Origin of the sequence: Pseudomonas quebecensis, from assembly GCF_026410085.1 — a bacterium.
Lineage (GTDB): Bacteria > Pseudomonadota > Gammaproteobacteria > Pseudomonadales > Pseudomonadaceae > Aquipseudomonas > Aquipseudomonas quebecensis.
Genome location: NZ_CP112866.1, coordinates 4202607 through 4228022, shown reverse-complemented (window position 1 = coordinate 4228022; position 25416 = coordinate 4202607). Strand labels below are relative to the sequence as shown.

General features: G+C 61.0%; 21 protein-coding genes. 14 read left to right on the top strand and 7 right to left on the bottom strand.

The window, feature by feature from the left end; all coding sequences use genetic code 11:
• Position 1 precedes the first annotated feature (1 nt).
• From murD to OSC50_RS19595, 11 genes are all read left to right on the top strand, one after another.
• A complete protein-coding gene (murD, locus tag OSC50_RS19645; protein WP_253510521.1) occupies positions 2-1348 on the top strand; it encodes a UDP-N-acetylmuramoyl-L-alanine--D-glutamate ligase in 1347 nt (448 codons plus the stop codon).
• Entirely contained in the window at positions 1345-2568 is a 1224-nt protein-coding gene (gene ftsW, locus OSC50_RS19640) for a putative lipid II flippase FtsW (protein ID WP_370694743.1), read from the top strand. Before murD ends, ftsW begins: the two co-directional genes overlap by 4 nt.
• Positions 2558-3628, top strand: coding sequence for an undecaprenyldiphospho-muramoylpentapeptide beta-N-acetylglucosaminyltransferase (murG, locus tag OSC50_RS19635; RefSeq protein WP_253510523.1), 1071 nt, complete (start codon positions 2558-2560; stop codon positions 3626-3628). Before ftsW ends, murG begins: the two co-directional genes overlap by 11 nt.
• The gene (gene murC, locus OSC50_RS19630; protein WP_266247971.1) at positions 3621-5069 is read left to right on the top strand and encodes a UDP-N-acetylmuramate--L-alanine ligase; all 1449 of its coding nucleotides are present in this window, start codon (positions 3621-3623) and stop codon (positions 5067-5069) included. Before murG ends, murC begins: the two co-directional genes overlap by 8 nt.
• On the top strand, positions 5066-6022 hold the full coding sequence (locus tag OSC50_RS19625; protein ID WP_181078550.1) for a D-alanine--D-alanine ligase: 957 nt from the start codon (positions 5066-5068) through the stop codon (positions 6020-6022). Before murC ends, OSC50_RS19625 begins: the two co-directional genes overlap by 4 nt.
• A gap of 4 nt (positions 6023-6026) precedes the next feature.
• The gene (locus OSC50_RS19620) at positions 6027-6896 is read left to right on the top strand and encodes a cell division protein FtsQ/DivIB (protein WP_266247973.1); all 870 of its coding nucleotides are present in this window, start codon (positions 6027-6029) and stop codon (positions 6894-6896) included.
• Between the two features lie 15 nt (positions 6897-6911).
• Positions 6912-8174 carry a cell division protein FtsA gene (gene ftsA, locus OSC50_RS19615; protein WP_253510525.1) on the top strand — a complete coding sequence of 421 codons (1263 nt, stop codon included), beginning with the start codon at positions 6912-6914 and terminating at the stop codon, positions 8172-8174.
• A 117-nt stretch (positions 8175-8291) separates the two neighbouring features.
• Positions 8292-9488 (top strand): cell division protein FtsZ, encoded by a 1197-nt coding sequence (gene ftsZ, locus OSC50_RS19610; protein ID WP_266247976.1) that lies wholly within the window; start codon positions 8292-8294, stop codon positions 9486-9488.
• A gap of 112 nt (positions 9489-9600) precedes the next feature.
• A complete protein-coding gene (lpxC, locus tag OSC50_RS19605; RefSeq protein WP_003171886.1) occupies positions 9601-10512 on the top strand; it encodes a UDP-3-O-acyl-N-acetylglucosamine deacetylase in 912 nt (303 codons plus the stop codon).
• A gap of 352 nt (positions 10513-10864) precedes the next feature.
• A complete protein-coding gene (locus OSC50_RS19600; protein WP_266247978.1) occupies positions 10865-11338 on the top strand; it encodes a type III secretion system chaperone in 474 nt (157 codons plus the stop codon).
• Positions 11331-12344 carry a hypothetical protein gene (locus OSC50_RS19595; RefSeq protein WP_266247980.1) on the top strand — a complete coding sequence of 338 codons (1014 nt, stop codon included), beginning with the start codon at positions 11331-11333 and terminating at the stop codon, positions 12342-12344. The genes OSC50_RS19600 and OSC50_RS19595 overlap by 8 nt, the downstream gene beginning before the upstream one ends.
• 63 nt (positions 12345-12407) lie before the next feature.
• On the opposite strand, the gene OSC50_RS19590 is transcribed toward OSC50_RS19595, so the two are convergent.
• From OSC50_RS19590 to OSC50_RS19565, 6 genes are all read right to left on the bottom strand, one after another.
• A complete protein-coding gene (locus OSC50_RS19590) occupies positions 12408-13901 on the bottom strand; it encodes a GGDEF domain-containing protein (protein ID WP_266247982.1) in 1494 nt (497 codons plus the stop codon).
• An 87-nt stretch (positions 13902-13988) separates the two neighbouring features.
• A complete protein-coding gene (locus OSC50_RS19585; protein WP_266247984.1) occupies positions 13989-15317 on the bottom strand; it encodes an OprD family porin in 1329 nt (442 codons plus the stop codon).
• Between the two features lie 270 nt (positions 15318-15587).
• Positions 15588-16952, bottom strand: coding sequence for a heavy metal sensor histidine kinase (locus tag OSC50_RS19580; protein ID WP_181078535.1), 1365 nt, complete (start codon positions 16950-16952; stop codon positions 15588-15590).
• Complete coding sequence (locus OSC50_RS19575; RefSeq protein ID WP_181078533.1) at positions 16942-17619, bottom strand: heavy metal response regulator transcription factor; 678 nt, start codon at positions 17617-17619, stop codon at positions 16942-16944. The genes OSC50_RS19580 and OSC50_RS19575 overlap by 11 nt, the downstream gene beginning before the upstream one ends.
• A gap of 9 nt (positions 17620-17628) precedes the next feature.
• Positions 17629-20724: a multidrug efflux RND transporter permease subunit gene (locus tag OSC50_RS19570; protein ID WP_266247987.1), complete on the bottom strand. Its 3096-nt coding sequence runs from the start codon at positions 20722-20724 to the stop codon at positions 17629-17631.
• Positions 20721-21887, bottom strand: a complete 1167-nt coding sequence (locus OSC50_RS19565; protein ID WP_266247989.1) for an efflux RND transporter periplasmic adaptor subunit — start codon at positions 21885-21887, stop codon at positions 20721-20723. The genes OSC50_RS19570 and OSC50_RS19565 overlap by 4 nt, the downstream gene beginning before the upstream one ends.
• A gap of 213 nt (positions 21888-22100) precedes the next feature.
• On the opposite strand from OSC50_RS19565, the gene OSC50_RS19560 reads away from it, so the two are divergent.
• The 3 genes from OSC50_RS19560 (at position 22101) to OSC50_RS19550 (ending at position 24575) form a co-directional block, all read left to right on the top strand.
• Positions 22101-22334 (top strand): hypothetical protein, encoded by a 234-nt coding sequence (locus tag OSC50_RS19560; protein WP_034111815.1) that lies wholly within the window; start codon positions 22101-22103, stop codon positions 22332-22334.
• 163 nt (positions 22335-22497) lie between these two features.
• Complete coding sequence (locus tag OSC50_RS19555) at positions 22498-23274, top strand: transporter substrate-binding domain-containing protein (RefSeq protein WP_266247993.1); 777 nt, start codon at positions 22498-22500, stop codon at positions 23272-23274.
• Positions 23275-23405: 131 nt separating this feature from the next.
• Positions 23406-24575 carry a transporter substrate-binding domain-containing protein gene (locus tag OSC50_RS19550; RefSeq protein WP_266247995.1) on the top strand — a complete coding sequence of 390 codons (1170 nt, stop codon included), beginning with the start codon at positions 23406-23408 and terminating at the stop codon, positions 24573-24575.
• A gap of 40 nt (positions 24576-24615) precedes the next feature.
• On the opposite strand, the gene OSC50_RS19545 is transcribed toward OSC50_RS19550, so the two are convergent.
• Positions 24616-25359, bottom strand: a complete 744-nt coding sequence (locus OSC50_RS19545) for a YkgJ family cysteine cluster protein (RefSeq protein ID WP_266247996.1) — start codon at positions 25357-25359, stop codon at positions 24616-24618.
• Positions 25360-25416: the final 57 nt, after the last annotated feature.

Below are 25416 nucleotides of genomic sequence, written 5' to 3'. Positions count from 1 at the left end.
AGTGTCCCTGATCGCTTCAGACCACTTCCGCATCGTTGTCGGCCTCGGCAAGAGCGGCATGTCCCTGGTTCGCTTCCTGGCGAACCGCGGCACGTCGTTCGCCGTGGCCGATACGCGGGAAAATCCACCGGAGCTGGTCACGCTGCGCCGTGACTACCCGCACGTGGAAGTGCGTTGTGGCGAGCTGGATGTCGAGTTTCTGTGCCGTGCCGACGAGCTCTATGTGAGCCCCGGCCTGGCCTTGTCCACGCCGGCCCTGCAAGCCGCCGCGGCCCGTGGCGTGAAGCTGTCAGGCGACATCGACCTGTTTGCGCGCAATGCCAAGGCGCCGATCGTGGCCATCAGCGGCTCCAATGCCAAAAGCACCGTGACCACCCTGGTCGGCGACATGGCGGCTGCGGCCGGCAAGCGCGTGGCCGTGGGTGGCAACCTCGGCACCCCGGCGCTCGACCTGCTCAGCGATGATGTCGAGCTGTACGTGATGGAACTGTCGAGCTTCCAGCTGGAGACCACCCACGACCTCGGCGCCGAAGTGGCCACTGTGTTGAACGTGAGTGAAGACCACATGGACCGCTACAGCGGCCTGCCGGCGTATCACCTGGCCAAGCACCGGATTTTCCGCGGTGCCAGGCAAGTGGTGGTCAACCGTCAGGATGCCTTGAGCCGTCCGCTGATGGGCGAGGGCCTGCCGTGCTGGACCTTCGGCCTGGGCAAACCGGACTTCAAGGCTTTCGGCATTCGCGAAGAGAACGGCGAGAAATACCTGGCCTTCGAATTCCAGAACCTGATGCCGGTGCGCGAGTTGAAAATACGTGGCGCCCACAACCAGTCAAACGCCCTCGCGGCCCTGGCCTTGGGGCATGCCGTCGGCTTGCCGTTCGATGCGATGCTGTCGACCCTGCGCACGTTCGCCGGGCTTGAGCACCGCTGCCAATGGGTGCGTGACCTGGATGGCGTGAGCTATTACAACGATTCCAAGGCCACCAATGTGGGCGCCGCGCTGGCGGCCATCGAAGGCCTTGGCGCCGATATCGACGGCAAGCTGGTGCTGATCGCCGGTGGCGACGGCAAGGGCGCCGACTTCAAGGATCTCAAGGCGCCGGTCGCCGTACATTGCCGCGCGGTGGTGTTGATGGGGCGTGATGCGGAGCTGATCGCCGCCGCCCTCGGTGACGCGGTGCCGCAGGTTCGCGTGGCCTCCCTGGACGAAGCCGTGATGCAAGGCAAAACCCTTGCCCAACCCGGTGACGCCGTACTGCTGTCGCCGGCCTGTGCCAGCCTGGACATGTTCAAGAACTACGAAGAGCGCGGCCAGCTGTTCGCTCGCGCCGTGGAGGCCTTGGCATGAATCTGAACCTGAGAAACATCATCAAGCCGTACCCGTCGCCGATTATTACCGGGCGCGGTATCGACCTTGACTTCGCAATGCTCGCCGCCGGTCTGGCGCTGCTGGGCCTGGGCCTGGTGATGATTACCTCGGCCTCTTCCGAAGTGGCTGCCGTGCAATCGGGCAATACGCTGTACATGATGATCCGTCACCTGGTGTATCTGCTGATCGGTATCGGTTCCTGCATTGTGACCATGATGATCCCCATCGCCACTTGGCAGCGCCTGGGCTGGTTGATGCTGATCGGCGCGTTCGGCTTGCTGGTGATGGTGATCCTGCCGGGCATCGGTCGCGAGGTGAACGGCTCGATGCGCTGGATCGGTTTCGGCGCGTTCAACGTGCAGCCATCGGAAATCGCCAAGGTGTTCGTGGTGATCTACCTGGCTGGCTATCTGGTGCGACGTCAGAAGGAAGTGCGCGAGAGTTGGATGGGGTTCTTCAAGCCATTCATCGTGCTGCTACCCATGGCCGGTCTGTTGCTGATGGAGCCGGATTTTGGCGCAACGGTAGTAATGATGGGCGCGGCGGCGGCGATGCTGTTTCTTGGCGGTGTTGGGCTGTTGCGATTCGCGTTGATGGTGGTGCTGGCGGTTGTTGCGGTTTATCTGCTGGTTCTGGCGCAACCCTATCGGATGGCACGCTTGATTACCTTCACCGATCCCTGGTCCGATCAGTTTGGTGCCGGTTACCAGTTGACCCAGGCGCTGATTGCTTTTGGTCGAGGCGGCTGGTTCGGTGTCGGGCTGGGCAACAGCGTGCAGAAACAGTTCTACCTGCCTGAAGCCCATACTGACTTCGTATTCTCGGTGCTTGCCGAAGAGCTGGGTGTCGTGGGCTCGCTGTGCACGGTAGCGCTCTTTGTGTTCGTCTGCGTGAGGGCCCTTTACATAGGCCTATGGGCCGAGAAAGCCAAGCAGTTCTTTGCCGCCTACGTGGCTTACGGGCTGGCATTCCTTTGGATCGGTCAGTTCCTTATCAACGTCGGAGTGAATGTCGGGCGTCTGCCGACCAAGGGGCTGACCCTGCCATTCCTCAGTTACGGTGGCAGTTCGTTGGTGATTTGCTGCATCTGCCTGGGCCTGTTGCTGCGCATCGAGTGGGAGAGTCGCACCCACCTGGGCAGCGAAGAGATGGAATTCAGCGAAAGCGACTTCGCCGAGGAGCCGACCCATGGGCGCTAATGTGCTGATCATGGCAGGCGGCACCGGGGGGCACGTGTTCCCTGCCCTGGCGTGTGCGCGGGAATTCCAGAACCGTGGCTACAGCGTGCACTGGCTGGGTACGCCGCGCGGCATCGAGAATGAACTGGTGCCAAACGCCGGATTACCGCTGCACCTGATCAACGTCACCGGCCTGCGTGGCAAGGGCAAGTTGTCGCTGCTCAAGGCGCCGTTTGTGTTGCTCAAAGCGGTGTGGCAGGCGCGCAAGGTCATTCGTGAGTTGAAGCCAGTGTGTGTGCTCGGCTTTGGCGGTTACGTGACCGGCCCCGGCGGCGTTGCGGCCAGGCTGGCCGGTGTGCCGGTGATCGTGCACGAACAGAATGCCGTGGCCGGCACCGCCAACCGTCTGTTGGTGCCGCTGGCCGCGCGGGTATGTGAAGCGTTCCCGAACACCTTTGGCTTGTCGAGCAAACGTCGCACCACCGGCAACCCGGTGCGCACCGAATTGTTCATGGGCATCGCCCGCGCTGCATTGGCCGGGCGCAAGGCGCACCTGTTGATCCTGGGCGGAAGCCTGGGCGCTGAACCGCTGAACAAATTGCTGCCCGAAGCCGTGGCGCAACTGCCGTTGGACCTGCGTCCGGAGATCTTCCACCAGGCCGGCAAAAACCACGATGAAGTCACCGCTGCGCGTTACCGCGAAGCCGGTGTGGAGGCCAACGTACAGCCTTTCATCAAAGACATGGCCCAAGCCTATGGCTGGGCCGACCTGGTGGTCTGTCGCGCTGGCGCGCTGACCGTCAGTGAACTGGCCGCCGCCGGTCTGCCGTCCTTGCTGGTGCCTTTGCCCCATGCGATCGACGATCACCAGACCCGCAACGCCGAATATTTGGCCGGGGAGGGCGCTGCCTTCCTGCTGCCGCAAAGAACGACTGGCGCCGCCGATTTGGCCGCACGCCTGACCGAGGTTTTGATGCAACCGGAACGACTCAACAGCATGGCGAGCACCGCAAGCCGCCTGGCCAAACCTGAAGCAACCCGCACCGTGGTCGATATCTGCCTGGAGGTGGCCCATGGTTGAGAATCAGAAAGCCATGCCACAGCCGGAAATGCGCCGCATCCGTCGCATCCACTTCGTCGGTATCGGCGGCGTGGGCATGTGCGGCATTGCCGAAGTGTTGCTCAACCTGGGCTATCAGGTATCCGGTTCGGACTTGAAAGAATCCCTGGTCACCGACCGCCTCAAGTCCTTCGGCGCGCAGATCTTTATCGGCCATCGTGCCGAGAACGCCGCCGAGGCCGACGTGCTGGTGGTGTCCAGCGCCGTGAACACCTCCAACCCGGAAGTGGCAACCGCCCTTGAGCGCCGTATTCCGGTGGTGCCACGTGCCGAGATGCTCGCCGAGCTGATGCGCTACCGCCACGGCATCGCCGTCGCCGGTACCCATGGCAAGACCACGACCACCAGCCTGATCGCCTCGGTGTTCGCCGCCGGTGGCCTGGACCCGACGTTCGTGATCGGTGGCCGCCTGAATGCAGCCGGCACCAATGCACAGCTGGGCACCAGCCGCTACCTGATCGCCGAAGCCGACGAAAGCGATGCCAGCTTCCTGCACCTGCAGCCGTTGGTGGCCGTGGTCACCAACATTGATGCCGACCACATGGCGACCTACGACGGCGACTTCAACAAATTGAAGAAAACCTTCGTCGAGTTCCTGCACAACCTGCCGTTCTACGGGCTGGCGGTGGTGTGCCTGGACGACCCGGTGGTGCGCGAGATCCTGCCGCTGGTCAAGCGTCCGACCGTCACCTACGGCTTCAGCGAAGACGCCGACGTGCGTGCGATCAATGTGCGTCAGGAAGGCATGCAGACCTATTTCACCGTGCTGCGTCCGGATCGTGAGCCGTTGGACGTGTCGGTGAACATGCCGGGCAACCACAACGTATTGAACTCCCTGGCAACCATTTGCATCGCTTCCGATGAAGGCGTCAGCGATGGAGCCATCGTCGAAGGGCTGTCGCGCTTTGCCGGTGTGGGCCGACGCTTCCAGGTCTACGGGCAACTGCCGGTAGACGGTGGCGACGTGATGCTGGTGGACGACTACGGGCATCACCCGACCGAAGTTGCCGCCGTGATCAAGGCCGTGCGCGGCGGCTGGCCGGAGCGCCGCCTGGTGATGGTCTACCAACCGCACCGCTACAGCCGTACTCGCGACCTGTACGACGATTTCGTCAATGTGCTGGCCGATGCCAACGTGCTGCTGCTGATGGAGGTCTACCCGGCCGGTGAAGAGCCGATCCCGGGCGCCGACAGCCGCAAGCTGTGCAACAGCATCCGTCAGCGGGGCCAGTTGGACCCTATCTATATCGAGCGTGGCGTGGACCTGGCCCCGATCGTCAAGCCGCTGCTGCGTGCCGGCGATATCCTGCTGTGCCAGGGCGCCGGTGATATCGGCGGCCTTGCGCCTAAGTTGCTGGCGAGCCCGCTGTTTGCAGCCGCCAAGAAGGGAGCGTCGAAATGACTGCTGACTACGGCTCCCTGTTTTCAACAATCGCGCCGGCCGACTTCGGCCGCGTGGCCGTATTGTTCGGCGGCAAGAGCGCCGAGCGCGAAGTGTCGCTCAAGTCCGGCAACGCCGTGCTCGACGCGCTGCAAAGTGCCGGCGTGAATGCGTTCGGGATCGACGTGGGCGATGATTTCCTCGCGCGTCTGCAAGCGGAAAAAATCGACCGCGCCTTTATCATCCTGCACGGCCGCGGCGGTGAAGACGGCAGCATGCAGGGCCTGTTGGAGTGCGCCGGTATTCCTTATACCGGCAGCGGCATCCTGGCCTCGGCGCTGGCGATGGACAAATTGCGCACCAAGCAGGTATGGCACAGCCTGGGTATTCCCACCCCGCGTCACAGTGTTCTGTGCAGCGAAGACGATTGTATTTCTGCAGCCAAGGAACTGGGCCTGCCTTTGATCGTCAAACCTGCCCATGAAGGCTCCAGTATCGGCATGGCTAAAGTGAACTCGGCCGCCGAATTGATCGACGCATGGAAAGCGGCAAGTACCTACGATTCGCAAGTGTTGGTGGAACAGTGGATTTCCGGTCCCGAGTACACCATCGCCACCCTGCGTGGCCAGGTATTGCCGCCCATCGCCCTGGGCACGCCCCACACGTTTTACGACTACGACGCCAAGTACGTGGCTTGCGATACGCAGTACCGGATTCCGTGCGGCCTCGACGCAACCAAAGAACAGGAATTGATGGACCTCACGGCGAAAGCCTGTGAGGCGCTCGGTATCGCCGGTTGGGCGCGGGCAGACGTGATGCAGGATGACCAGGGCAACTTCTGGTTTCTTGAAGTCAACACCGCACCGGGGATGACCGACCACAGCCTGGTACCGATGGCCGCCCGTGCCGCCGGCCTGGATTTCCAGCAGTTGGTGCTGGCTATCCTGGCCGCCAGTATTGAGCCAAGAGGCTAACTCCATGAAAGGCGCATCGCTTCGTCATCAGCCCCCACACGCACCGAGCCGCAAGCCGGTGCCCCGGGGTGCCAGTCGCATGGTGGCTAAAGAGCCGATGTCGGCGCGCCTGCCGAAAGCCAATTTCGGTTTCCTCAAGGCGCTGTTCTGGCCGGTGTTGCTGGTGGTGTTGGGCTTCGGCACTTACGAAGGCGCGCAGCGTCTATTGCCATACGCCGACCGCCCGATTACCAAAATCAGCGTGCAGGGCGACCTGAGCTACATCAGCCAGCAGGCGGTGCAGCAGCGCATCGGTCCGTTCCTGGCGGCAAGCTTCTTCACCATTGACCTGGCCGGCATGCGCCGGGAGCTGGAGCAGATGCCTTGGATCGCTCATGCCGAAGTGCGGCGTGTATGGCCTGACCAGGTGACGATCCGCCTGGAAGAACAACTGCCGGTGGCCCGTTGGGGCGACGAGGCGCTGTTGAACAACCAGGGCCAGGCATTCACCCCGCGTGAGCTGGCCAACTACGAGCACCTGCCGCAGCTGTTCGGGCCGCAGCGGGCGCAGCAGCAAGTGATGCAGCAGTACCAGGCCTTGAGCCAGATGCTGCGGCCACTGGGCTTCTCCATTGCACGCCTGGAACTGCGTGAACGGGGCAGCTGGTTTTTGACAACCGGGGCAGGCAGTTCCGGCCCGGGCATCCAATTGTTGCTGGGACGCGACCGCTTGGTGGAGAAGATGCGCCGCTTTATTGCCATCTACGACAAAACCTTGAAAGAACAGATTACGAACATTGCGAGCGTCGACCTGCGTTACGCCAACGGCCTTGCCGTCGGCTGGCGTGAACCGGCTGCGCCCACGTCAGCGCAACCCGCTGTCGCGAAGAATTAAGAAGAGGCAGGACCCATGGCAAACGTGCAAAGCGGCAAAATGATCGTCGGTCTCGATATCGGCACCTCCAAGGTGGTGGCGCTGGTGGGCGAGGTCGGGGAAGACGGCGCGATCGAAATCGTCGGTATTGGCACGCATCCGTCCCGGGGCCTGAAGAAGGGCGTGGTGGTCAACATCGAGTCCACCGTGCAATCGATCCAGCGCGCCATCGAAGAAGCGCAGCTGATGGCCGGTTGCCGGATCCACTCGGCGTTCGTCGGCGTGGCCGGCAACCATATCCGCAGCCTGAACTCCCACGGCATCGTGGCGATCCGCGACCGCGAAGTCAGCTCGGCCGACCTGGAGCGCGTGCTTGATGCCGCCCAGGCCGTGGCGATCCCGGCTGACCAGCGCGTGCTGCACACCCTGCCGCAGGATTACGTGATCGATAACCAGGAAGGCGTTCGCGAGCCGCTGGGCATGTCGGGCGTACGTCTGGAAGCCAAGGTCCATGTGGTGACTTGTGCGGTTAACGCCGCGCAGAACATTGAGAAGTGCGTGCGCCGTTGCGGCCTGGAAATCGATGACATCATCCTCGAGCAACTGGCCTCGGCCTACTCGGTGCTGACCGACGACGAAAAAGAACTGGGCGTGTGCCTGGTGGATATCGGCGGCGGCACCACCGATATCGCGATCTTCACCGAAGGTGCGATCCGTCACACGGCCGTGATCCCGATTGCCGGCGACCAGGTCACCAACGACATTGCCATGGCACTGCGCACGCCGACTCAGTACGCCGAAGAAATCAAGATCCGTTACGCCTGCGCCCTGGCCAAACTGGCCGGCGCCGGCGAAACCATCAAGGTGCCGAGCGTGGGCGATCGTCCACCGCGCGAACTGTCGCGCCAGGCCCTGGCCGAAGTGGTCGAGCCACGCTACGACGAACTGTTCACCCTGATCCAGGCTGAGCTGCGCCGCAGCGGCTACGAAGATTTGATCCCGGCCGGCATCGTGCTGACCGGTGGCACCTCGAAGATGGAAGGCGCGGTCGAACTGGCCGAGGAGATCTTCCATATGCCGGTGCGTCTGGGCGTGCCTCATGGCGTGAAGGGCCTGGGCGACGTGGTGCGCAACCCGATTTATTCCACCGGTGTGGGCTTGCTGTTGTACGGACTGCAAAAGCAGACCGACGGCATTTCCCTGTCGGGCCCGAGCAACCGTGACAGCTACCGCAGCGACGACGAGGCCAAGGCGCCGTTGTTCGAGCGGTTGCAGGCTTGGGTAAAAGGGAACTTCTGACGAAGTTGGCTTCAAGCGACAAGTTACAAGCTTCAAGTTTGCAGCTCATGGCTTGCAACTTGGAGCTGCTGTAAAGCAGTAGGCGAAAAAACTAGAGAAAATGAAAGGAGAGGGAACATGTTCGAACTCGTAGACAACATCCCCGCCAGCCCGGTCATCAAAGTGATCGGTGTCGGCGGTGGCGGCGGCAACGCTGTCAACCATATGGTCAAGAGCAACATTGAAGGCGTTGAATTCATCTGCGCCAACACTGATGCCCAGGCGCTGAAAAGCATCGGCGCGCGCACCATCCTGCAATTGGGCACCGCGGTGACCAAAGGCCTCGGCGCCGGCGCCAATCCGGAAGTCGGCCGTCAAGCCGCCCTGGAAGACCGCGAGCGTATTGCCGAAGTGCTGCAGGGCACCAACATGGTGTTCATCACCACTGGCATGGGCGGCGGTACCGGTACCGGTGCAGCGCCGATCATTGCCGAAGTGGCCAAGGAAATGGGGATTCTGACGGTTGCAGTTGTGACCCGTCCGTTCCCGTTCGAAGGCCGCAAGCGTATGCAGATCGCCGACGAAGGTATCCGTCTGCTGTCTGAAAGCGTCGACTCGTTGATCACCATTCCCAACGAGAAGCTGCTGACCATCCTGGGCAAGGACGCGAGCCTGCTGTCCGCCTTCGCCAAGGCTGACGACGTACTGGCCGGTGCCGTTCGCGGTATCTCCGACATCATCAAGCGCCCAGGCATGATCAACGTCGACTTTGCCGACGTACGTACCGTGATGAGCGAAATGGGCATGGCGATGATGGGTACCGGCTGCGCCAGCGGTCCGAACCGTGCACGCGAAGCCACCGAAGCGGCCATCCGCAACCCGCTGCTCGAAGACGTGAACCTGCAAGGCGCACGCGGCATTCTGGTGAACATCACCGCCGGTCCTGACCTGTCCCTGGGTGAGTACTCCGACGTGGGTAGCATCATCGAAGCCTTCGCTTCCGAGCACGCCATGGTCAAGGTCGGTACCGTTATCGATCCGGATATGCGCGATGAGCTGCATGTCACCGTAGTTGCCACCGGCCTGGGTGCCAAGATCGAGAAGCCTGTGAAGGTGATCGACAATACCCTGCACGGTAGCCAGGCCAGTCAGGCCACCGCCGCTCCAGCCCCTGCGCGTCAGGAGCTGCCGTCGGTGAACTACCGCGACCTGGATCGTCCGACTGTGATGCGCAACCAGGCTCAGGCCGGTGCTGCAGCGTCCCGTAGCCCGAATCCGCAAGATGACCTGGACTACCTGGACATCCCGGCATTCCTGCGTCGTCAGGCCGATTAATGGAATGTATCAGGGCTATGAAGGTGATTGGTGTTCAGCAAAGGTCTGGTCTGCTATTATCGCCAGCCTTTGTTGATACCAGTTCGCAATTTGCGCTGAAGCGGTCCAAGCCATGATTAAACAACGCACCCTGAAGAATATTATTCGTGCCACAGGTGTAGGTCTGCACTCCGGGGAAAAGGTCTACCTGACCCTCAAGCCTGCACCTGTCGACACCGGCATCGTGTTTGTGCGTGCCGACCTGGACCCTGTGGTGCAGATACCTGCTCGCGCGGAAAACGTTGGCGAAACCACTATGTCGACCACTTTGGTCAACGGTGACGTCAAAGTGGACACGGTGGAGCACTTGCTCTCGGCCATGGCCGGTTTGGGCATCGATAACGCCTACGTCGAGCTCTCCGCGTCCGAAGTCCCGATCATGGATGGCAGCGCTGGACCCTTCGTATTCCTGATTCAATCTGCCGGCCTGGAAGAACAGGACGCAGCCAAGAAGTTCATTCGCATTCTGCGGGAAGTGACAGTAGAAGACGGCGACAAGCGCGCCACCTTCGTCCCGTTCGAAGGCTTTAAAGTGAGCTTTGAGATCGATTTCGATCACCCGGTATTCCGTGACCGCACCCAAAGTGCAAGCGTGGATTTTTCCAGCACTTCGTTCGTAAAAGAAGTCAGCCGCGCCCGTACCTTTGGTTTCATGAGTGACATCGAGTACCTGCGCAAGCACAACCTCGCACTCGGCGGCAGCGTTGAAAACGCCATCGTGGTCGACGCGGATGGTGTACTGAACGAAGACGGCCTTCGCTATGAAGACGAATTCGTGAAGCACAAGATCCTCGATGCAATCGGTGACCTCTACCTGCTGGGCAATAGCCTGATAGGCGAGTTCAAAGGCTTCAAGTCGGGCCACGCCCTTAACAACCAGCTGCTGCGCAAGTTGATTGAGCAGACAGATGCTTGGGAAGTCGTGACCTTCGAAGATGCCAGCACCGCACCGATCTCTTACATGCGTCCCGTTGCGGCGGTGTAAGTAACAACTCTCTTTCTTTAGTTTTTAAAGGCTACCTTCGGGTGGCCTTTTTTCGTCTCGTAAAAACCTGGGTGGTTATTCAGAAAGGATACGTTCCATTCAGCGTTATAGAATTTTCTGGCAAAGATTTTACATTTTTCCTGAGTCGGAATTTGAGAGTTCCTAGTGTAGTGTTTCCTCCGAAGCTTGGCATGGATGCTCTGATAATGATGTTGGCCAGTTTCGGAGTTATGACTATGTTTTCTATTTTCAAGGCTGTTGGTATCGATATTTTTGTCGGTAGTTACTCGGCATTATTGGCGCAGTGGGTTGTACGCTATGAGTTTCGTGCTTTGGCTGGAGTTTGTAGAGTATGAAAAAAAATGACGCTGTTTTAAAGCTGTTCGGTGATCAGATTGGTCTGCCTGATCTTAAGTTTGATGAGTGCCAGATGTGCCAAATGAAGATAGAAGGCATGAAGTTGGCGATTTATGATAATCGGGCTCAAGGATGTATCAGCCTGATTTGCGAATTTCCCCATGTTGCGATAGATGGTTTGGAAATGGACAGCTGGTACCGCTTGCTATTTGAACGTCAGATGGGTTTCTTGCACGAACATATCCCTGTGGTCGGATTCAATAGTGCATCCACAGCGCTGTTGGCAATGAGCCATATTGTAGAGGGTGATGTGTCGCCTAAACGACTTAGCGAGAAGTTGAATGCCCTTATCGATTGGGTTTTGGAAAGTTCATATATGTTTGACACACGCACTCTGAATTCAGCTCGGGTTATACCTGCCCCGGCCCATCATCAATTCCTTCGTCTCAGTGGTGCTCACTATGCCTAGTATCAGCCAGATCAAGACCCCTGGTTTGATTGATTATGCTAAACACGCCGGAAATGAAGGCGTTTTGCAGGGTAATCATATAGAACGTGTGTTTGCGAAAGCAGACGTGGGAATCGGTAACGGTATCGCTAAACCTTATTCATCAAGCGACCGGCCTACCATGAATGAAGATGTAGCCGCTCGCCAGATAACCAAAGGAATACGCCAATTTATCAGCGGGAAGTCCCACGAGCGGATGATAAAAAATGGAACGCTATGGAACACCGTTCCTGTCTCTTCGGAAAAAACTTATGTCGATGGTCTTTCTAAGACTAACCTGCGCAATCTTCGAAATGAGTTGGGTGCACTAACTCCGGATGAGAAGCAATTTTTGAATAACTATTTCGAAAGTTCGTTATATGCGACGCATAGTACTGGAGCTCCGGTAAAACGCGACGATGGTAGCGTCGGCTTGTTTTCACGTCAAAAATTGATTGATCGTAATATCATTTTTAACACGGAGAACTCTCCCCAAGAAGATATTAAGATTCTCGGCAATGACGATTTTGTATTTTTTGCCTTGGAAGCGGGAGGCGAGCCAAAAAAACCAAGCAGTCGTTTTGGCGGAACTACCTTTCGTTTTGACTTTGAAAGCCCGGCGTTCAAGGATGCTGCGTGGGTGAGTTTGGTAGAAATGAGGTTTGCGCAAACACCGTATCTTGAACGACATATCGAACCGCTGACGCAAGGCGAATTTAAGGATATTTCCAGGCGAAAGCTGGAACCTTTCCAGACCGTATTTTCCGGGGATGACATGAAAGCGGGAATCGGACTGTCGATTATCAAGGATCTGCGCAAGTTACCGCCGGAATCAAGTAAACGTCTGCTGGCGGGCACAGGGGAAGAACATATGAATAAGTTGATTAACGGCTTGTATCGTCCTGAGATAAAAGTTGCGAGGCACTTTTTCTCGGATAGCTACATGGAGGCGGCCGTCAAAAAAGATGATAAGACAGGTAAATTGTAAGTGAGTCAGCCAATACTCTACGGACGTCGATAAAGCTTTCTGCGCTCACTGCGCGCGATCGTCTCAATGGCGGATTGCATCGACTATACGATTACGTCCGCCATGCTTGGCCTCATACAACGCCTGGTCCGCACTAAGCAGCAGCGCTTCCAGGGATTGGCGGTTGCGTTTGTCCCAGGTACTCATGCCGATACTCACGGTAATCGGCCCTTCGCTGCCTGCCGCCCGTGGCAAGCGTTCGACGCTGCTGCGGATGTGCTCGGCGATGACCATCGCGCCCTTGGCGTCGGTATGGGGCAGCACCACCGCGAATTCTTCACCGCCGTAGCGCGCCGCGAGGTCAGCCGGGCGGCGGATATTGTCGCCGATGACCTGGGCCACGGCGCGCAAGGCCTCGTCGCCGCCGCTGTGACCGTGGCGGTCGTTGAAGGCTTTGAAGTGGTCTACGTCAATCATCAGCAGGGTCAGCGCTTCGGTCGAGCGTTGGGCGCGGTCCCATTCCTGGCGCAGGCGTTCGTCCAGGACGCGGCGGTTGGCCAGGCCGGTCAGGGGGTCGGTGGCTGCCAGTTCTGACAGCACTCGCTCCGCGCGATAGCGCCGTCGCAGCTCGCGACGCAGCATCCAGGTCAGCCACAGCAAACCGACGCACAGAATGCCGGTGGCACCGCTGGTGAGCAGCGCGGCGCGTTTCCAAGGGGCGAACACATCTTCGCGGGACAACGCCACCACCACAATCAGCGGCAGGTCGCCCACGGTGGTGAATGTATACAGCCGTTCCTTGCCGGTGATGGCCGAGACGGCCTGAAAGCTGCCGCTGCCTTCGCGCAGGATGCGCTTGAAGTTCGGGCGTTCGCTCAGGTCCTTGTCGATCATGTCGCGTTCGAGCAACGGTTGCTGGGCCAGTAGAATGCCGCGATTGTTGAGCAGATTGACGCTGCTGCCGTTGCCGATGGTGAGGGTATTGAACAACTGGTCGAAGTACGCCAGGCGCATGGTCGCCACCGCCACCCCGGTAAACTCGCCATTGGGGCCTGATACGCGGCGGCTGAAGGCCATGCGCCAGACCTGATCGCACTCGCAGTGCACCCTGAACGGCCGGCTGATAAACAGCCCGGCTTGAGGGTTATTCACATGGGCCTGGAAATAGTCGCGGTCGGCAAAATTGCGCGCGGTGGGTTGCAGGGTCGACGAGTCGGCGATCACCGTGCCATTGGCATCGAGCATCAGCACTTCACCCTTGAAGGGCGCGGCGGTTGCCAAGTCAAACTGCAGCAGATGCTGAATGTTCGCATCGACCTTGGCCAGGTCCTCGCGCTGCCTGGCCGCAATCAGCCCCTTGAGAGCCAGGTCGTAGAGCTCGACGTTACGCAGCGCATCGGCGTTGATCAGTTGGGCAATGTTCGTGGTCGAGCGCGTAGCCGCCTGCAGCGTACTGGCATGTTCGCGAACCAGTAAGGCCGCGACGATGATGACGATCAGGACGACGGTCAGGCCGCTGCCCAGGAGCAGCAGCAATTCCGGGTGTGCTGGCGGGGGACGAACACGGCGTTGACTCATCGGGCAGACTTCAGCGAGATAGATGCTGGCAGTTTAGTTCTACCCGATGAAAATTGAATACTCAGCTAAAAAGAAAGATTCGAGCCCTCAAAACACGTCAATCGGATAGTCGACGATCACCCGATATTCATCCACATCACGATCCACCGCCGAATAACCGCGGCCGCCTCGGTGCGTGGCCCATTGCAGGCGCACGGCGAGGTCCTTGGCGTGACCGTCCTGCACTACGTATTTCAGATCGATATCCCGTTCCCAGTGTTCAGCGTCTTTGCCGTCGGCGCTGTGCCAGGCGCTGTAGCCACGGCTTTGCGGATCGACCTGGGTCAGATCGGTCTTGCCGCTGATGTAAGACACCGCCGAGGTCAGGCCTGGCATGCCAAGGCCGGCAAAATCATAAGCGTACTTGAGCTTCCACGAGCGCTCATTCGGACCGTTGAAGTCCGAGTATTGCTGGGAATTGTCCAGGTACACGCTGTCGCCCTGGGTGATGTAGTCGAACGGTGTGTTGCCGTTGACCCGCTGATAGGCGGCGGTGACGCTGTGGCTGCCCACGCCCACGGTGAAATGTAGGCTCCAGGTGTTGTTGTCGATGTCGCCCAGCAGGGATTGGCCGGTGTCCTGCGTATGGTAGTAGTGCAGGCCTGGGTTAAGGCTGACGCGGTCGTTCAACGCGTAGGTGTAATCCAGATCGTAGTAGTACTGCTGCCAGACGTCCTTGAGTTGCGACGCATAGAGGTTGCTGGTCACACCCGGCGCAGCGCTGAACGATACACCGGCCCAGTCCAGGTGCTGGCTGTCGTGGTTATCGGGCAAGGCGCCGTAGCTGGTGCCGATGCGCCGGTGGCCGCTCTGGTTATAGAGCTTGGTGAAGCTGGCCTGGCCGCCTTCGAACATCCAGCCGTCCAGGCTGCGGTTGGTCAGGCTGACGCCACGGAAGGTCTGCGGCAGCATGCGCGTCATGCCACCGGCGATCACCGGGTTGTTGAGGAACAGGTCGCCGGCTTTGAGTTCGGTGTCGAAGGCGCGCATTTTCAAGGTGCCGCCGGCGGTGGAGAACGACCCCGGCGCCTTGCCGCTGCCGGTGTCGCTGCCATAGGGAAGGATGCTGGAACCGTCAGTGCCGCCACCGCCGTCAAGCTTGAGACCGAGCATGGCATGGGCGTCCAGGCCGAAACCGAGCGTTCCCGGGGTATAGCCGGACTCGAAGGTGCCGATAAAACCCTGGCCCCATTCCTTGCTGTCATCGGTGTGGATATCACGACGGTCGCGGTTCATGTAGTAGTTGCGGGTGTCGACTGTCAGGTGTGAACCTTCGACGAAACCGTCGACGGGGACGCTGTCCGCCGCGTGAGCGATGGGCGCAATCGTTGCGGTAATCGCGAGGAATAACGGGGTGAACGTCAGCGAGTTCTGCACCGGTGGAGCTCCTTTGGATCAGACGTAAACGGCCGGTGTCGTGGGAAATGCCCGGCCTTTTTTGACGGCAAAAAAAAGCCGCTGAAGGTCAGCGGCTTTAAGACAGATTCCCAGCGTAGAGCCCTGGAAATAAGTCGAGGGAAATTCGGGTAAACGGGGCAGCTGTCTTTGCCGTCGCGCTCATCGATGCGTCAAATTAACGCAGGCGAGCACTGCGAAACAGAGTGTAACAAGATAATGACTGTTGCCCAAACCGCAACAGTCACGCGCTCATACCGGCAGCGTGATACCAAAGGTATTGCCGCGTCTGTCGCTGCGTACAAACACATCCCCGCCGTGCATCAGCGCAATCGCCTTGACGATGGCCAGGCCCAACCCATGGTTCGCGCCGCTGTTACGCCGCGAGGCGTCGACCCGATAGAACCGCTCGAACAGCCGAGGCAGGTGTTCACTGGCGATGGTTTCGCCGGGGTTGGTCACGCCGATGGCGACGTGATGCGCCTGCACCTCGATGTGCACGTCGATGACCTGACCGGGCGCGGTGTGTTGCACGGCGTTGCTCAACAGGTTGATCAGCGCGCGACGCAGGTGGGCTCTCTCGATCTGCACCTGTGCGTCGCCATGGACCTGCACCTGCACCTGGGCGTCTTCGAGGATAAAGTCCAGGTAATCGAGGGTCGTTGCGACCTCGTCGGCCAGGGAGCTTTCGCTCAACTTGGTGGCCTTGGTGCCCTGGTCCGCGCTGGCGAGGAACAACATGTCGTTGACGATCGAACGCAGGCGCTCCAACTCTTCCAGGTTCGACTGCAGCACCTCCAGATAATGCTCGGCCGAGCGCCCGCGCGTCAGCGCCACCTGGGTCTGGCCGATCAGGTTGGTCAAGGGTGAGCGCAGCTCGTGGGCCACGTCGGCATTGAACGACTCCAGGCGCGAATAAGCCTGTTCCACGCGGTCCAGCGTGGCATTGAATGTGTTGACGAACTGCTTGAGCTCCGGCGGCAACGGTGACAACAGCAGGCGGCCGGAGAGTTTCGGCGGCGCCAGTTGGCTGGCCTCGTCCGAGAGCTTGCCCAGCGGCTTGAGGCCGATGCGCGAGACCCAGAACCCCAGCAGCGCCGCCAGCAGCACGCCCACCAGCGCCAGGCTGACCAGCGCCACCAGCAAGTGATGCTGGGTGGCGCGGAAGTTTTCGGTGTCGATGGCGATCATAAAGCGCAGCGGCGGGCGCTGGTCCTTGGCGGCGAACTGGCTGACCAGCACTTTGAGCGGATAACGCTGGCCGGGCAGGTGCAAGTCACGCTTACCGGTGCGTTCAGCGGCGAAGGCGCGAATGCGTGCGTCGGGGTTGCCGTATTCATAGGCCGGGTCGCTGCTGACTACCCAGAAATGAATGCGCTTGTCTTCTTCGCTCAGCAGCTTGAGCTTGTTAGTGATCTTGGCCCAGTGGTCCGGGGTGCCGAAGCGGTTCACCGAGGATTCGAGCACGCTGTAGCGTGCGTCCAGTTCGGCCTCCGGCAGCAGGCCCAGGCCGCGGTCCACTTGCTGGTACAGCGCGCCGCCGATCAGCAGGAAGATCAGCGCCGCCACCAGGGTGAACATGCCGCTCAGGCGCAGCGCAATGGAATCAGCCGGCACTGCGGTTCTCCAGCACATAGCCCATGCCACGGATGGTGTGTAGCAGTTTGTGTTCGAACGGGCCGTCGAGCTTGGCCCGCAGGCGCTTGATCGCCACTTCGACCACGTTGGCATCGCTGTCGAAATTGATGTCCCACACCATCTCCGCAATCGCTGTCTTGGACAGGATCTCGCCCTGGCGGCGCGCCAATACGCTGAGCAGCGAGAATTCCTTGGCGGTGAGATCCAGGCGCAGGCCGTTGCGACTGGCCTTGCGGCTGATCAGGTCTATCCACAAGTCGGCGACGGTCACCTGCACCGGCTCATGCCCGCCACTGCGGCGTGTCAACGCCTGCAGGCGCGCCACCAGTTCGAGAAACGAAAAGGGTTTGCCCAGGTAGTCGTCGGCGCCTTCGCGCAGGCCGCGAATGCGGTCTTCCACGCGCTCGCGGGCGGTGAGCATGATCACCGGGGTCTGCTTGCGCGCGCGTAACGCCCGCAGCACGCCAAAGCCGTCGAGGCCCGGCAGCATCACGTCGAGCACGATCACGGCATAGTCGTTCTCCAACGCCAGGTGCAAACCTTCGACACCGTCACGGGCCACGTCGACGGTGTAGCCCTGTTCCGTCAGGCCACGGTGCAGATAGTCCGCGGTTTTTTCTTCATCTTCGATAATCAGGACGCGCATGACCCCGCCTCACTCTGTGGTCGCCAGCGCGGGCGCTGGTGTGGGCCGATGGAACAACTTTTCGAGGTACAAGTATATGACCGGCGTGGTGAACAGGGTCAGTGCCTGGCTCACCAGCAGCCCGCCGACCACCGCGATGCCCAGCGGCTGGCGCAGTTCCGCGCCGGGACCGGCACCCAGCATCAGCGGCACCGCGCCAAGCAGGGCGGCGAGGGTGGTCATGATGATCGGTCGGAACCGCGTGACGCAGGCCTGGTAAATCGCCTCCTGAGGCGCCAGGCCACGCACGCGCTGGGCGTCGAGGGCAAAGTCGATCATCAGGATGCCGTTCTTTTTCACGATGCCGATCAGCAGCACCAGGCCGATCAACGCCATGATCGAAAAGTCCTGGCCCATCAGGGTGAGCATGATCAGCGCGCCGAGGCCGGCCGACGGCAGGGTCGAGATGATCGTCAGCGGATGCACGAAGCTTTCGTACAGCACCCCCAGGATGATGTACACCGCCACCAGCGCCGCAAGGATCAGCCACGGCTGGCTGGCCAGTGAACTCTGGAATGCCTGGGCGGCGCCCTGGAAGCTGCCGATAAGGGTGCTGGGCATGCCGATCTCGGCCTTGGCCTGGTCGAGCATGATCACCGCATCGCCCAGGGCTACGCCGGGTGCCAGGTTGAAGGACAGGTTGGCGGCCGGGAACATGCCGTCATGGCTGATGGATAATGGCCCGACGGTCGGTGGGTCGACCTTGGCCAGCGCCGACAGCGGCACCATTTCGTTGGTCAAGGGGGAGCGCAGGTAGAAATAGTTCAGGCTCTCGGCCTTGCCGCGTTGTTGGCGATCCAGTTCCAGCACCACCTGGTATTGGTTGATCTCGGTCTGGAATTCGTTGATCTGGCGTTGGCCGAAGGCGTCGTACAGCGCCTGGTCGACATCGGTGGCGCTCAGGCCGAACCGTGCGGCGGCCTGCCGGTCGATGCTGATGTGGGTGATGCTGCCGCCCAGTTGCAAGTCGTTGGACAGGTCGCGAAAGGCCGGGTTGGCGCGCAGTTTCTCGGTGAGGCGCTGGGTCCAGGTGTTGAGCGTCGGGCCGTCGTTGCTCTTGAGCACATATTGGTACTGGGCGCGGCTGGGGCCGGAGCTGAGGTTGATATCCTGGCCGGCGCGCAGGTACAGCACAATGCCCGGCACCTTGGCGAGTTTTGCGCGGACGCGGTCGATAAACTGGCTGGCCGACACATCGCGCTCCCCACGCTCTTTCAAGGCGATCCAGAAGCGGCCGTTGGCGATGGTCTGGTTGCTGCCGGTCACCCCCACGGAATGGGAAAACGCCTGTACCGCCGGGTCGTCCTTGATGATCTCGGCCAGGGCCTTGTGTTTGGCGACCATGTCCGGGAAGGACACATCGGCCGCCGCCTCGCTGGTGCCGAGTACGAAGCCGGTGTCCTGCACGGGGAAGAACCCTTTGGGAATAAACACGTAGCCGACCACGGCCAACGCAAGCGTCACGCCGAAGATCGCCAGCATGCTGCGTTGATGGGCCAGGGCTCGCCGCAGGTTGCGCGCGTAGCCGGCCAGCAGGCGCTCGCTGAAACCGGGCCTGGCCTGGGTGTGATGGCTGGGCGCGCGCATGAACAACGCGGCCAGGGTCGGTGCCAGGGTCAGGGACACCACCACCGAAATCAGAATGGTCGAGGTAGCGGTGAGCGCGAACTCCTTGAACAGCCGCCCGACCACACCCCCCATGAACAGCAGCGGAATAAACGCCGCCACCAGGGAAAAGCTGATGGACACCACCGTAAAGCCGATCTCGCCGGCGCCCTTGATCGCCGCCGCGCGCTGATCGAGCCCGGCCTCCAGGTGCCGGTGGATGTTCTCCACCACCACGATGGCATCGTCCACCACAAAGCCCACGGCGATCACGATGGCCACCAGGGTCAGGTTATTCAGGCTGAAGCCCATCAGGTACATCAGCGCAAAACTGGCGATCAGCGACACGCCGAGCACGCTGGACACAATCAGCGTGGCCGACAGTTGACGCAGGAACAGCGCCATCACCGCCACCACCAGCAGGATCGCGATCAGCAAGGTCACTTCCACCTCATGCAGCGAGGCGCGGATGGTTTTGGTGCGGTCGCTCAGCACACTGACCTGCACCGATGCCGGCAACATGGCTTGCAGGCGCGGTAGCTGCGCCTGGATGCGGTCGACGGTCTCGACGATATTCGCGCCAGGCTGGCGCGAGATCACCAGGTTGACCCCGGGAGTGTCCCCGGACCAGGCCTGCACGTAGGCGTTTTCCGAGCCGTTGATGACCTTGGCGATATCGCGCAACTGCACCGGCGCGCCGTTTTTGTAGGACACGATCAATTGAGCGTAGTCCTGTGGCTGGAATAACTGATCATTGGTCGACAGGGTCGACACGCTGTTATCACCGTAGATCGCCCCCTTGGCCAGGTTCAGGCTCGACTGCTGAATGGCCAGGCGGATATCGGCAAGCGTCAGACCGATGGCCGCGAGTTTGTCGGGCGAAGCCTGCACGCGAATCGCCGGACGTTGCTGGCCGGTGATGTTGATCTGACCGACGCCATCGATCTGGCTGATCTGCCGGGCCAGCAGGGTTTCCACGTAGTCGCTCAGTTCGGTGCTGGGCATGCTGTCGGAGCTGACACTGAGGATCAGCACCGGGCTGTCCGCCGGGTTGACCTTCTTCCAGGTCGGCAGGCTTGGCATATCGCTGGGCAGCTTGCCGGACGCGGTGTTGATCGCCGCCTGCACTTCCTGGGCGGCAGTGTCGATGCTTTTGTCGAGGGTGAATTGCAGGGTCAGCAGGGTGGAGCCCAAGGCACTGCTGGAGGTCATCTGAGTCACGCCGGGGATGGCGCTGAATTGCACTTCCAACGGTGTGGCCACGGACGAGGCCATGGTGTCGGGGCTGGCGCCGGGCAACTGCGCGGTGACTTGGATCGTCGGAAATTCCGCTTCCGGCAGTGGCGCAATGGCCAGGCGCGGGAAGGCAATCAGCCCGAGCAGCACCAGGGCGAAAGTCAGCAGCAACGTGGCGACCGGGTGGTCGACGCACCAGGCCGACGGCGAGCGGCTGCCGCTCATGGCTGCACCGTGGCGTCGACGGTCTGGATCGCCTGGGGCGGCTCCTTGAGCACCTCGACCCGCGCACCGGCCTTGAGCCGCGACTGACCGTCGCTGACCAGCACATCCCCGGCCTGCACGCCGGTGATCAGGCTGAGGTCGCTGTTCTGATACGTCACCTGTACCGGCACCACTTCGGCCTTGTCACCGTTGACCCGGTACACAAAGTGCGAATCCAGGCCACGCTGCACGACGGCCGGCGGCACCACCAGGGCGTTTCTATCGAGGGCGGTCTGGATCTTGACGGTCACCAGTTGGCCGGGCCAGAGACGCTGGGCGGCGTTGCTGAACTCGGCCTTGGCGCGCAGGGTGCCGGTGGTGGAGCTGATCTGGTTGTCGATCAGGCTCAGGTGGCCCCGGCCCAGTAAATCGCCAGTCTGGCCGTCGGTGTCGGCACCCAGATAGGCGTCAACACTGGCTTTTTCCGGAGCGGCGATCAGGCCTTGCAGGGTCGGCAGCATCTGCTGCGGCAGGGAAAATTCCACGGCGATCGGGTCGATCTGCGTCACGGAAAACAGCCCCTGGGCATCGCTGCTGCGCAGGAAGTTGCCTTCATCCACCGTGCGAATACCGACGCGACCACTGACCGGCGAGCGAATCTGCGTGTAGGACAACTGCACTTGAGCCGAATCAATCGCCGCCTGGTTGCCCTGGGCGCTGGCCTTGAGCTGGTTGACCAGGGCTTGCTGCTGGTCATAGGTCTGCTTGGACACACCGTCGTCGACGCTCAATGCCTTGTAGCGCTTGAGGTTGACCTGCGCCACCTGCAACTGGGCCTGGCTCTCGCCCAGTTGGGCCCTGGCCTGGTCGAGGCCGGCGCGGATCGAACGATCATCGAGGGTGGCCAGCAGGTCGCCGGCCTTGACCCACTGGCCTTCCTTGACCAGCAACCGGGTGAGAATGCCATCCACCTGCGGGCGTACCACCACACTGTGCAGCGACAGCACCGTGCCGATGCCGCTGACAAAGCGCGGCACATCCTGCCGGGCCACGCTTACCACGCGTACCGGAATCGCGCTGGGTGCCGCCAGCCGAGGCTTGGCCGGGCGGGTCACGGCCCAGAGAACAACCGCGGAAACCACGAGGACTGCCGCGATCAGGGCGGTTTTTCGCTGAATGTGCATGGGCAGGGGGCCGGGACAGAGGAGTGGAATAGGTGGCGGCCTTTATAGCCCGCCAACCCGGTCAGCACGGTGACGGCTAACTGACAGGGCTGTCAGCAAACGCCGACCATTCGTACAGGCGGTGGTTAAAGAACCGGGGCGGGCAGGTATACTGCGCGCCAGCGTGGCCGGCAAGCGGTCTCGCTTCATTTTTCTGCACGCTCCGGAGCTTCCATGAATTCCCCGACACAATCCCCCGTTGAAGCGGCCGACCTCGCCGATCCGGCCAGCGCCGAAGGCGTTGAAAAGGCCGAGATCCCGGCGTTCAAGTTTCCCTTCAAACCGGGTGAACTTGCCGGAGCCAAGAACGCCGCGCAGCCCTGGTACAAGAACGGCGCCAAGAACGGCCACACCAAGACTCCCGGAATGGCCCCGCCCGGCACGCGTCGCTCCATGGGTAAACGCTGAGTGTAATTACCGTTTAATCGTGATGGCATTTGCCTACAAGCTCTGCTGATATTTCTGCTTGTAGGATCAAGTCCGTTTCTAGAAAGCTTGCCTGCCTTTGCTGCGCCCGTGCATACCGGGCGAGGGGCGATGAGACTGGTTTCTCTGGAAAAGGACGTTTCCCGTGGCTTTGATACACCTCTGTGTAGCGCTCGCCCTGTTGCTGTCGGTGGATGCCGTCGCGGCCGCCGACCCACCGCGTCAAGAAGTCCGATTTGCCGTCGCCGCGCTGTTCCCCCCGTTCCAGAGCCGCGACCCACAAGGGCAACTGGTCGGTCTGAATATCGAACTGGGTAATGCCCTCTGCGTGCAAATGCATGTGCGGTGTACCTGGGTCGACCAGGTACAGGTGGAAAACTTCCGCGCCCTGGATGCCCGGCGCTTCGACGCCATCATGGGGATCGCGCCCACCTCGGAACGCCGGCGATGGGCGAACTTCACCGATCTGCTCTACCCCTTCACCACCCGCCTGGTCGCGCGCAAGGCTTCCGGCCTGCTGCCCACCGCCAAGTCGCTCAAGGGCAAGCGGGTAGGGGTATTGCTGGGCAGCAATCGTGAGGCGTTCGCCCGTTCCAAATGGGCGCCGAAGGGCGTCATTATCAAAAGTTTCTGGCTCAACACCGACTTGGTCCACGGCCTGCTGGCGGGCGAACTCGACGCGACGTTGCAGGGCACCGTGGAAATTCGCGAGGCCCTGCTCGACACCGACGAAGGCCAGGCCTTCGACTTCCTGGGCCCGGCCGTTTCCGCCGAGCTGTTGGGCGATGGTGTGGCAATCGCGGTGCGCAAGCCTGATACCGCGTTGCGTCATGCGCTCAACCTAGCGCTTGAACAGTTGAAGCAGAACGGTGAGTACCAGCGGATCGTCGCGCCCTATCGCCTGGAAATTCCGAGATTTTAGGGTTTTTCCTACAGCATTACAGGATGAGTGCCGGGCGATTATGCGAGGAGTCCTGCTAAATCTACTGGGGTAGTCGGTGCGGCCATTGATAGGCGCCCGAAAGCCCTCTTATTTTTTGCAAGGACTGAATCATGATCCTGACACGACTGATGTTGGCGCTGGCTTTATGCACGATGACCGGTGTGTTGTGCTCCACGGCTTACGCGAAGGAAAAACGATCACAAGTCATACGGTTTGGCGTCGAGCCTCTGGTACCGCCTTTTGAAAGTCGCAACGCCAAAGGCGAGCTGGTGGGGTTGAATATAGAACTGGGCAACGCACTGTGCGCCCAACTCAAAAGGCGTTGCGAGTGGGTCGACCAGAGCTACGCCACCAATCTGGCGGCGCTTGAAGCCGGCCGCTTTGACGCGATCATGCCCATGTCCTCCACCCCCGCGCGGCGCAAGCAGATCGATTTCACCGATAACCTGTACCCGCTCGAAACCAGGCTGGTGGCGCGACGCGACCTGGCCCTGCAGCCTGATCTGAAGGTACTGCAGGGCCGCCGCATCGGCGTGCTGGCCGGTACCAGTCGGGAGGCCTACGCATTGGCGCGCTGGGCCCCCCATGGGGTCGAGGTGAAGACGTTCAAGCTCAACGCGCAGTTGATCGAGAGCCTGCGCAAGGGCGAGATTGATGCAACGTTGCAGGACAGCATCGAAATCTCGCAAGCCTTGTTGAAAACTGCGCAAGGTGTGGATTTCGCGTTTGCCGGGCCCGCCATCAAGGATGAAATGCTCGGCACCGGGGTTGCCATCGGCCTGAGCAAAACCGACCCTGAACTGCGTGACGCGTTGAACCAGGCCTTGCAACGACTCAAGGACAACGGCCAGCACGCCGCTATTACGGGACGTTATCTCGCCGCCGCGCCAGCGCCCCAGCGCCCTGTACTCCAACCTCTGGGCTTCTCTCCCGCCGACGCAGGCCTACCGTTTTCGCAAACGGTGCGGGCCGGGTCCTTGCTGTTTCTGTCGGGCTTGCTGGGTTTGGACAGCGCTGGCAAGCGCGTACCCGGTGGAATAGAAGCGGAAACCGCCAGGGCCTTGGAGAGCATGCGCACGATTCTCAAGGACAAGGGATTGTCGATGGAACGCGTTGTCAAGTGCACCGTGATCCTCGCCGATATCAACGATTTCGCCGCCATGAACAAAGTCTATAGCCGCTACTTCCCGGCGAATCATCTGCCCGCCCGAACCGCGTTCGCTGCCGGTCGGCTGCTACTGGATGCGCGCATCGAAATAGAGTGCGTCGCCAGCTATTGAGGGCGCCAATCAACACCGCGCGGATGGGCGGCGCGTCGCATCACGCCGCCCGCAGCGGAATAAATGTGTAATTGGCCGGCACCTCGGTGGCGATCTGCGCGCCGGCGTCCAGCAGTTGTTCGGCGATGTCCGGGCCGGACACCTGGAACACCCACTCACTGGCCGCAGAGGGGTGGGCCATCGCCAGCTCGATGGCCTGGGCGAATGCGCCCATGTCCGGCAGGTAGGCGGTGAAGCCATCGCCCTTGAGCGCCGTGGTGCGAATGCCCAGCAGGGCGCAGACCGCCTCCTTGGTTTGCACGTCGTCGCGGTCGGCCTGGCGTGATTGCTGGATCAACTGCGCGAGTTCCCGATCGACCAATTCGCCCCCGACGATCAGTGCCGGGCCCTGTTCCCAGGACTCCGGCGGGCAGTCCTTGGCCGCGGGGTTCAACGGGATGTGTGGGTTGATCTCCATCGGGTAGATGCGACAGACCAGCGGGCGCCGTTCATAGATGCGGCACAGGTTGTCTTCGTCAAGATTCCGGCAGCGTCCGGCGTTGTAGGCGGCGAAGGTAATCGCCACGAACGCCTCGGCTGTGCCGCTGGGGACTACCACCGAACGCCGTTCGGCGTGCTCGCGCTGTTGCACGGGCAACCCCAGGCCGTTGCCGAGAAAGCCCTCCACCAGAACGATGACGTTACCGCCGTCCGCCGCCCACATACGGGCTTCGTCGAGGGTCAGGGGCACGTGGTGGTCACTGCAGCATTTGCCGCAACCGACGCAGGAAAAATGAGTGTTCATGGCAGGCTGTCACCAGGCTAGGTCAGAGGGGATGCAACGGCGGTGACGGGTTTTTAC

What these genes read in the sequence shown, in the direction of transcription:
- ftsW (WP_370694743.1), top strand. Translation starts at nt 1,345, where the DNA reads ATGAATCTGAACCTGAGAAACATCATCAAGCCGTACCCGTCGCCGATT.
- murG (WP_253510523.1), top strand. Translation starts at nt 2,558, where the DNA reads ATGGGCGCTAATGTGCTGATCATGGCAGGCGGCACCGGGGGGCACGTG.
- murC (WP_266247971.1), top strand. Translation starts at nt 3,621, where the DNA reads ATGGTTGAGAATCAGAAAGCCATGCCACAGCCGGAAATGCGCCGCATC.
- OSC50_RS19625 (WP_181078550.1), top strand. Translation starts at nt 5,066, where the DNA reads ATGACTGCTGACTACGGCTCCCTGTTTTCAACAATCGCGCCGGCCGAC.
- OSC50_RS19620 (WP_266247973.1), top strand. Translation starts at nt 6,027, where the DNA reads ATGAAAGGCGCATCGCTTCGTCATCAGCCCCCACACGCACCGAGCCGC.
- ftsA (WP_253510525.1), top strand. Translation starts at nt 6,912, where the DNA reads ATGGCAAACGTGCAAAGCGGCAAAATGATCGTCGGTCTCGATATCGGC.
- ftsZ (WP_266247976.1), top strand. Translation starts at nt 8,292, where the DNA reads ATGTTCGAACTCGTAGACAACATCCCCGCCAGCCCGGTCATCAAAGTG.
- lpxC (WP_003171886.1), top strand. Translation starts at nt 9,601, where the DNA reads ATGATTAAACAACGCACCCTGAAGAATATTATTCGTGCCACAGGTGTA.
- OSC50_RS19600 (WP_266247978.1), top strand. Translation starts at nt 10,865, where the DNA reads ATGAAAAAAAATGACGCTGTTTTAAAGCTGTTCGGTGATCAGATTGGT.
- OSC50_RS19595 (WP_266247980.1), top strand. Translation starts at nt 11,331, where the DNA reads ATGCCTAGTATCAGCCAGATCAAGACCCCTGGTTTGATTGATTATGCT.
- OSC50_RS19590 (WP_266247982.1), bottom strand. Translation starts at nt 13,901, where the DNA reads ATGAGTCAACGCCGTGTTCGTCCCCCGCCAGCACACCCGGAATTGCTG.
- OSC50_RS19575 (WP_181078533.1), bottom strand. Translation starts at nt 17,619, where the DNA reads ATGCGCGTCCTGATTATCGAAGATGAAGAAAAAACCGCGGACTATCTG.
- OSC50_RS19570 (WP_266247987.1), bottom strand. Translation starts at nt 20,724, where the DNA reads ATGAGCGGCAGCCGCTCGCCGTCGGCCTGGTGCGTCGACCACCCGGTC.
- OSC50_RS19565 (WP_266247989.1), bottom strand. Translation starts at nt 21,887, where the DNA reads ATGCACATTCAGCGAAAAACCGCCCTGATCGCGGCAGTCCTCGTGGTT.
- OSC50_RS19560 (WP_034111815.1), top strand. Translation starts at nt 22,101, where the DNA reads ATGAATTCCCCGACACAATCCCCCGTTGAAGCGGCCGACCTCGCCGAT.
- OSC50_RS19550 (WP_266247995.1), top strand. Translation starts at nt 23,406, where the DNA reads ATGATCCTGACACGACTGATGTTGGCGCTGGCTTTATGCACGATGACC.
- OSC50_RS19545 (WP_266247996.1), bottom strand. Translation starts at nt 25,359, where the DNA reads ATGAACACTCATTTTTCCTGCGTCGGTTGCGGCAAATGCTGCAGTGAC.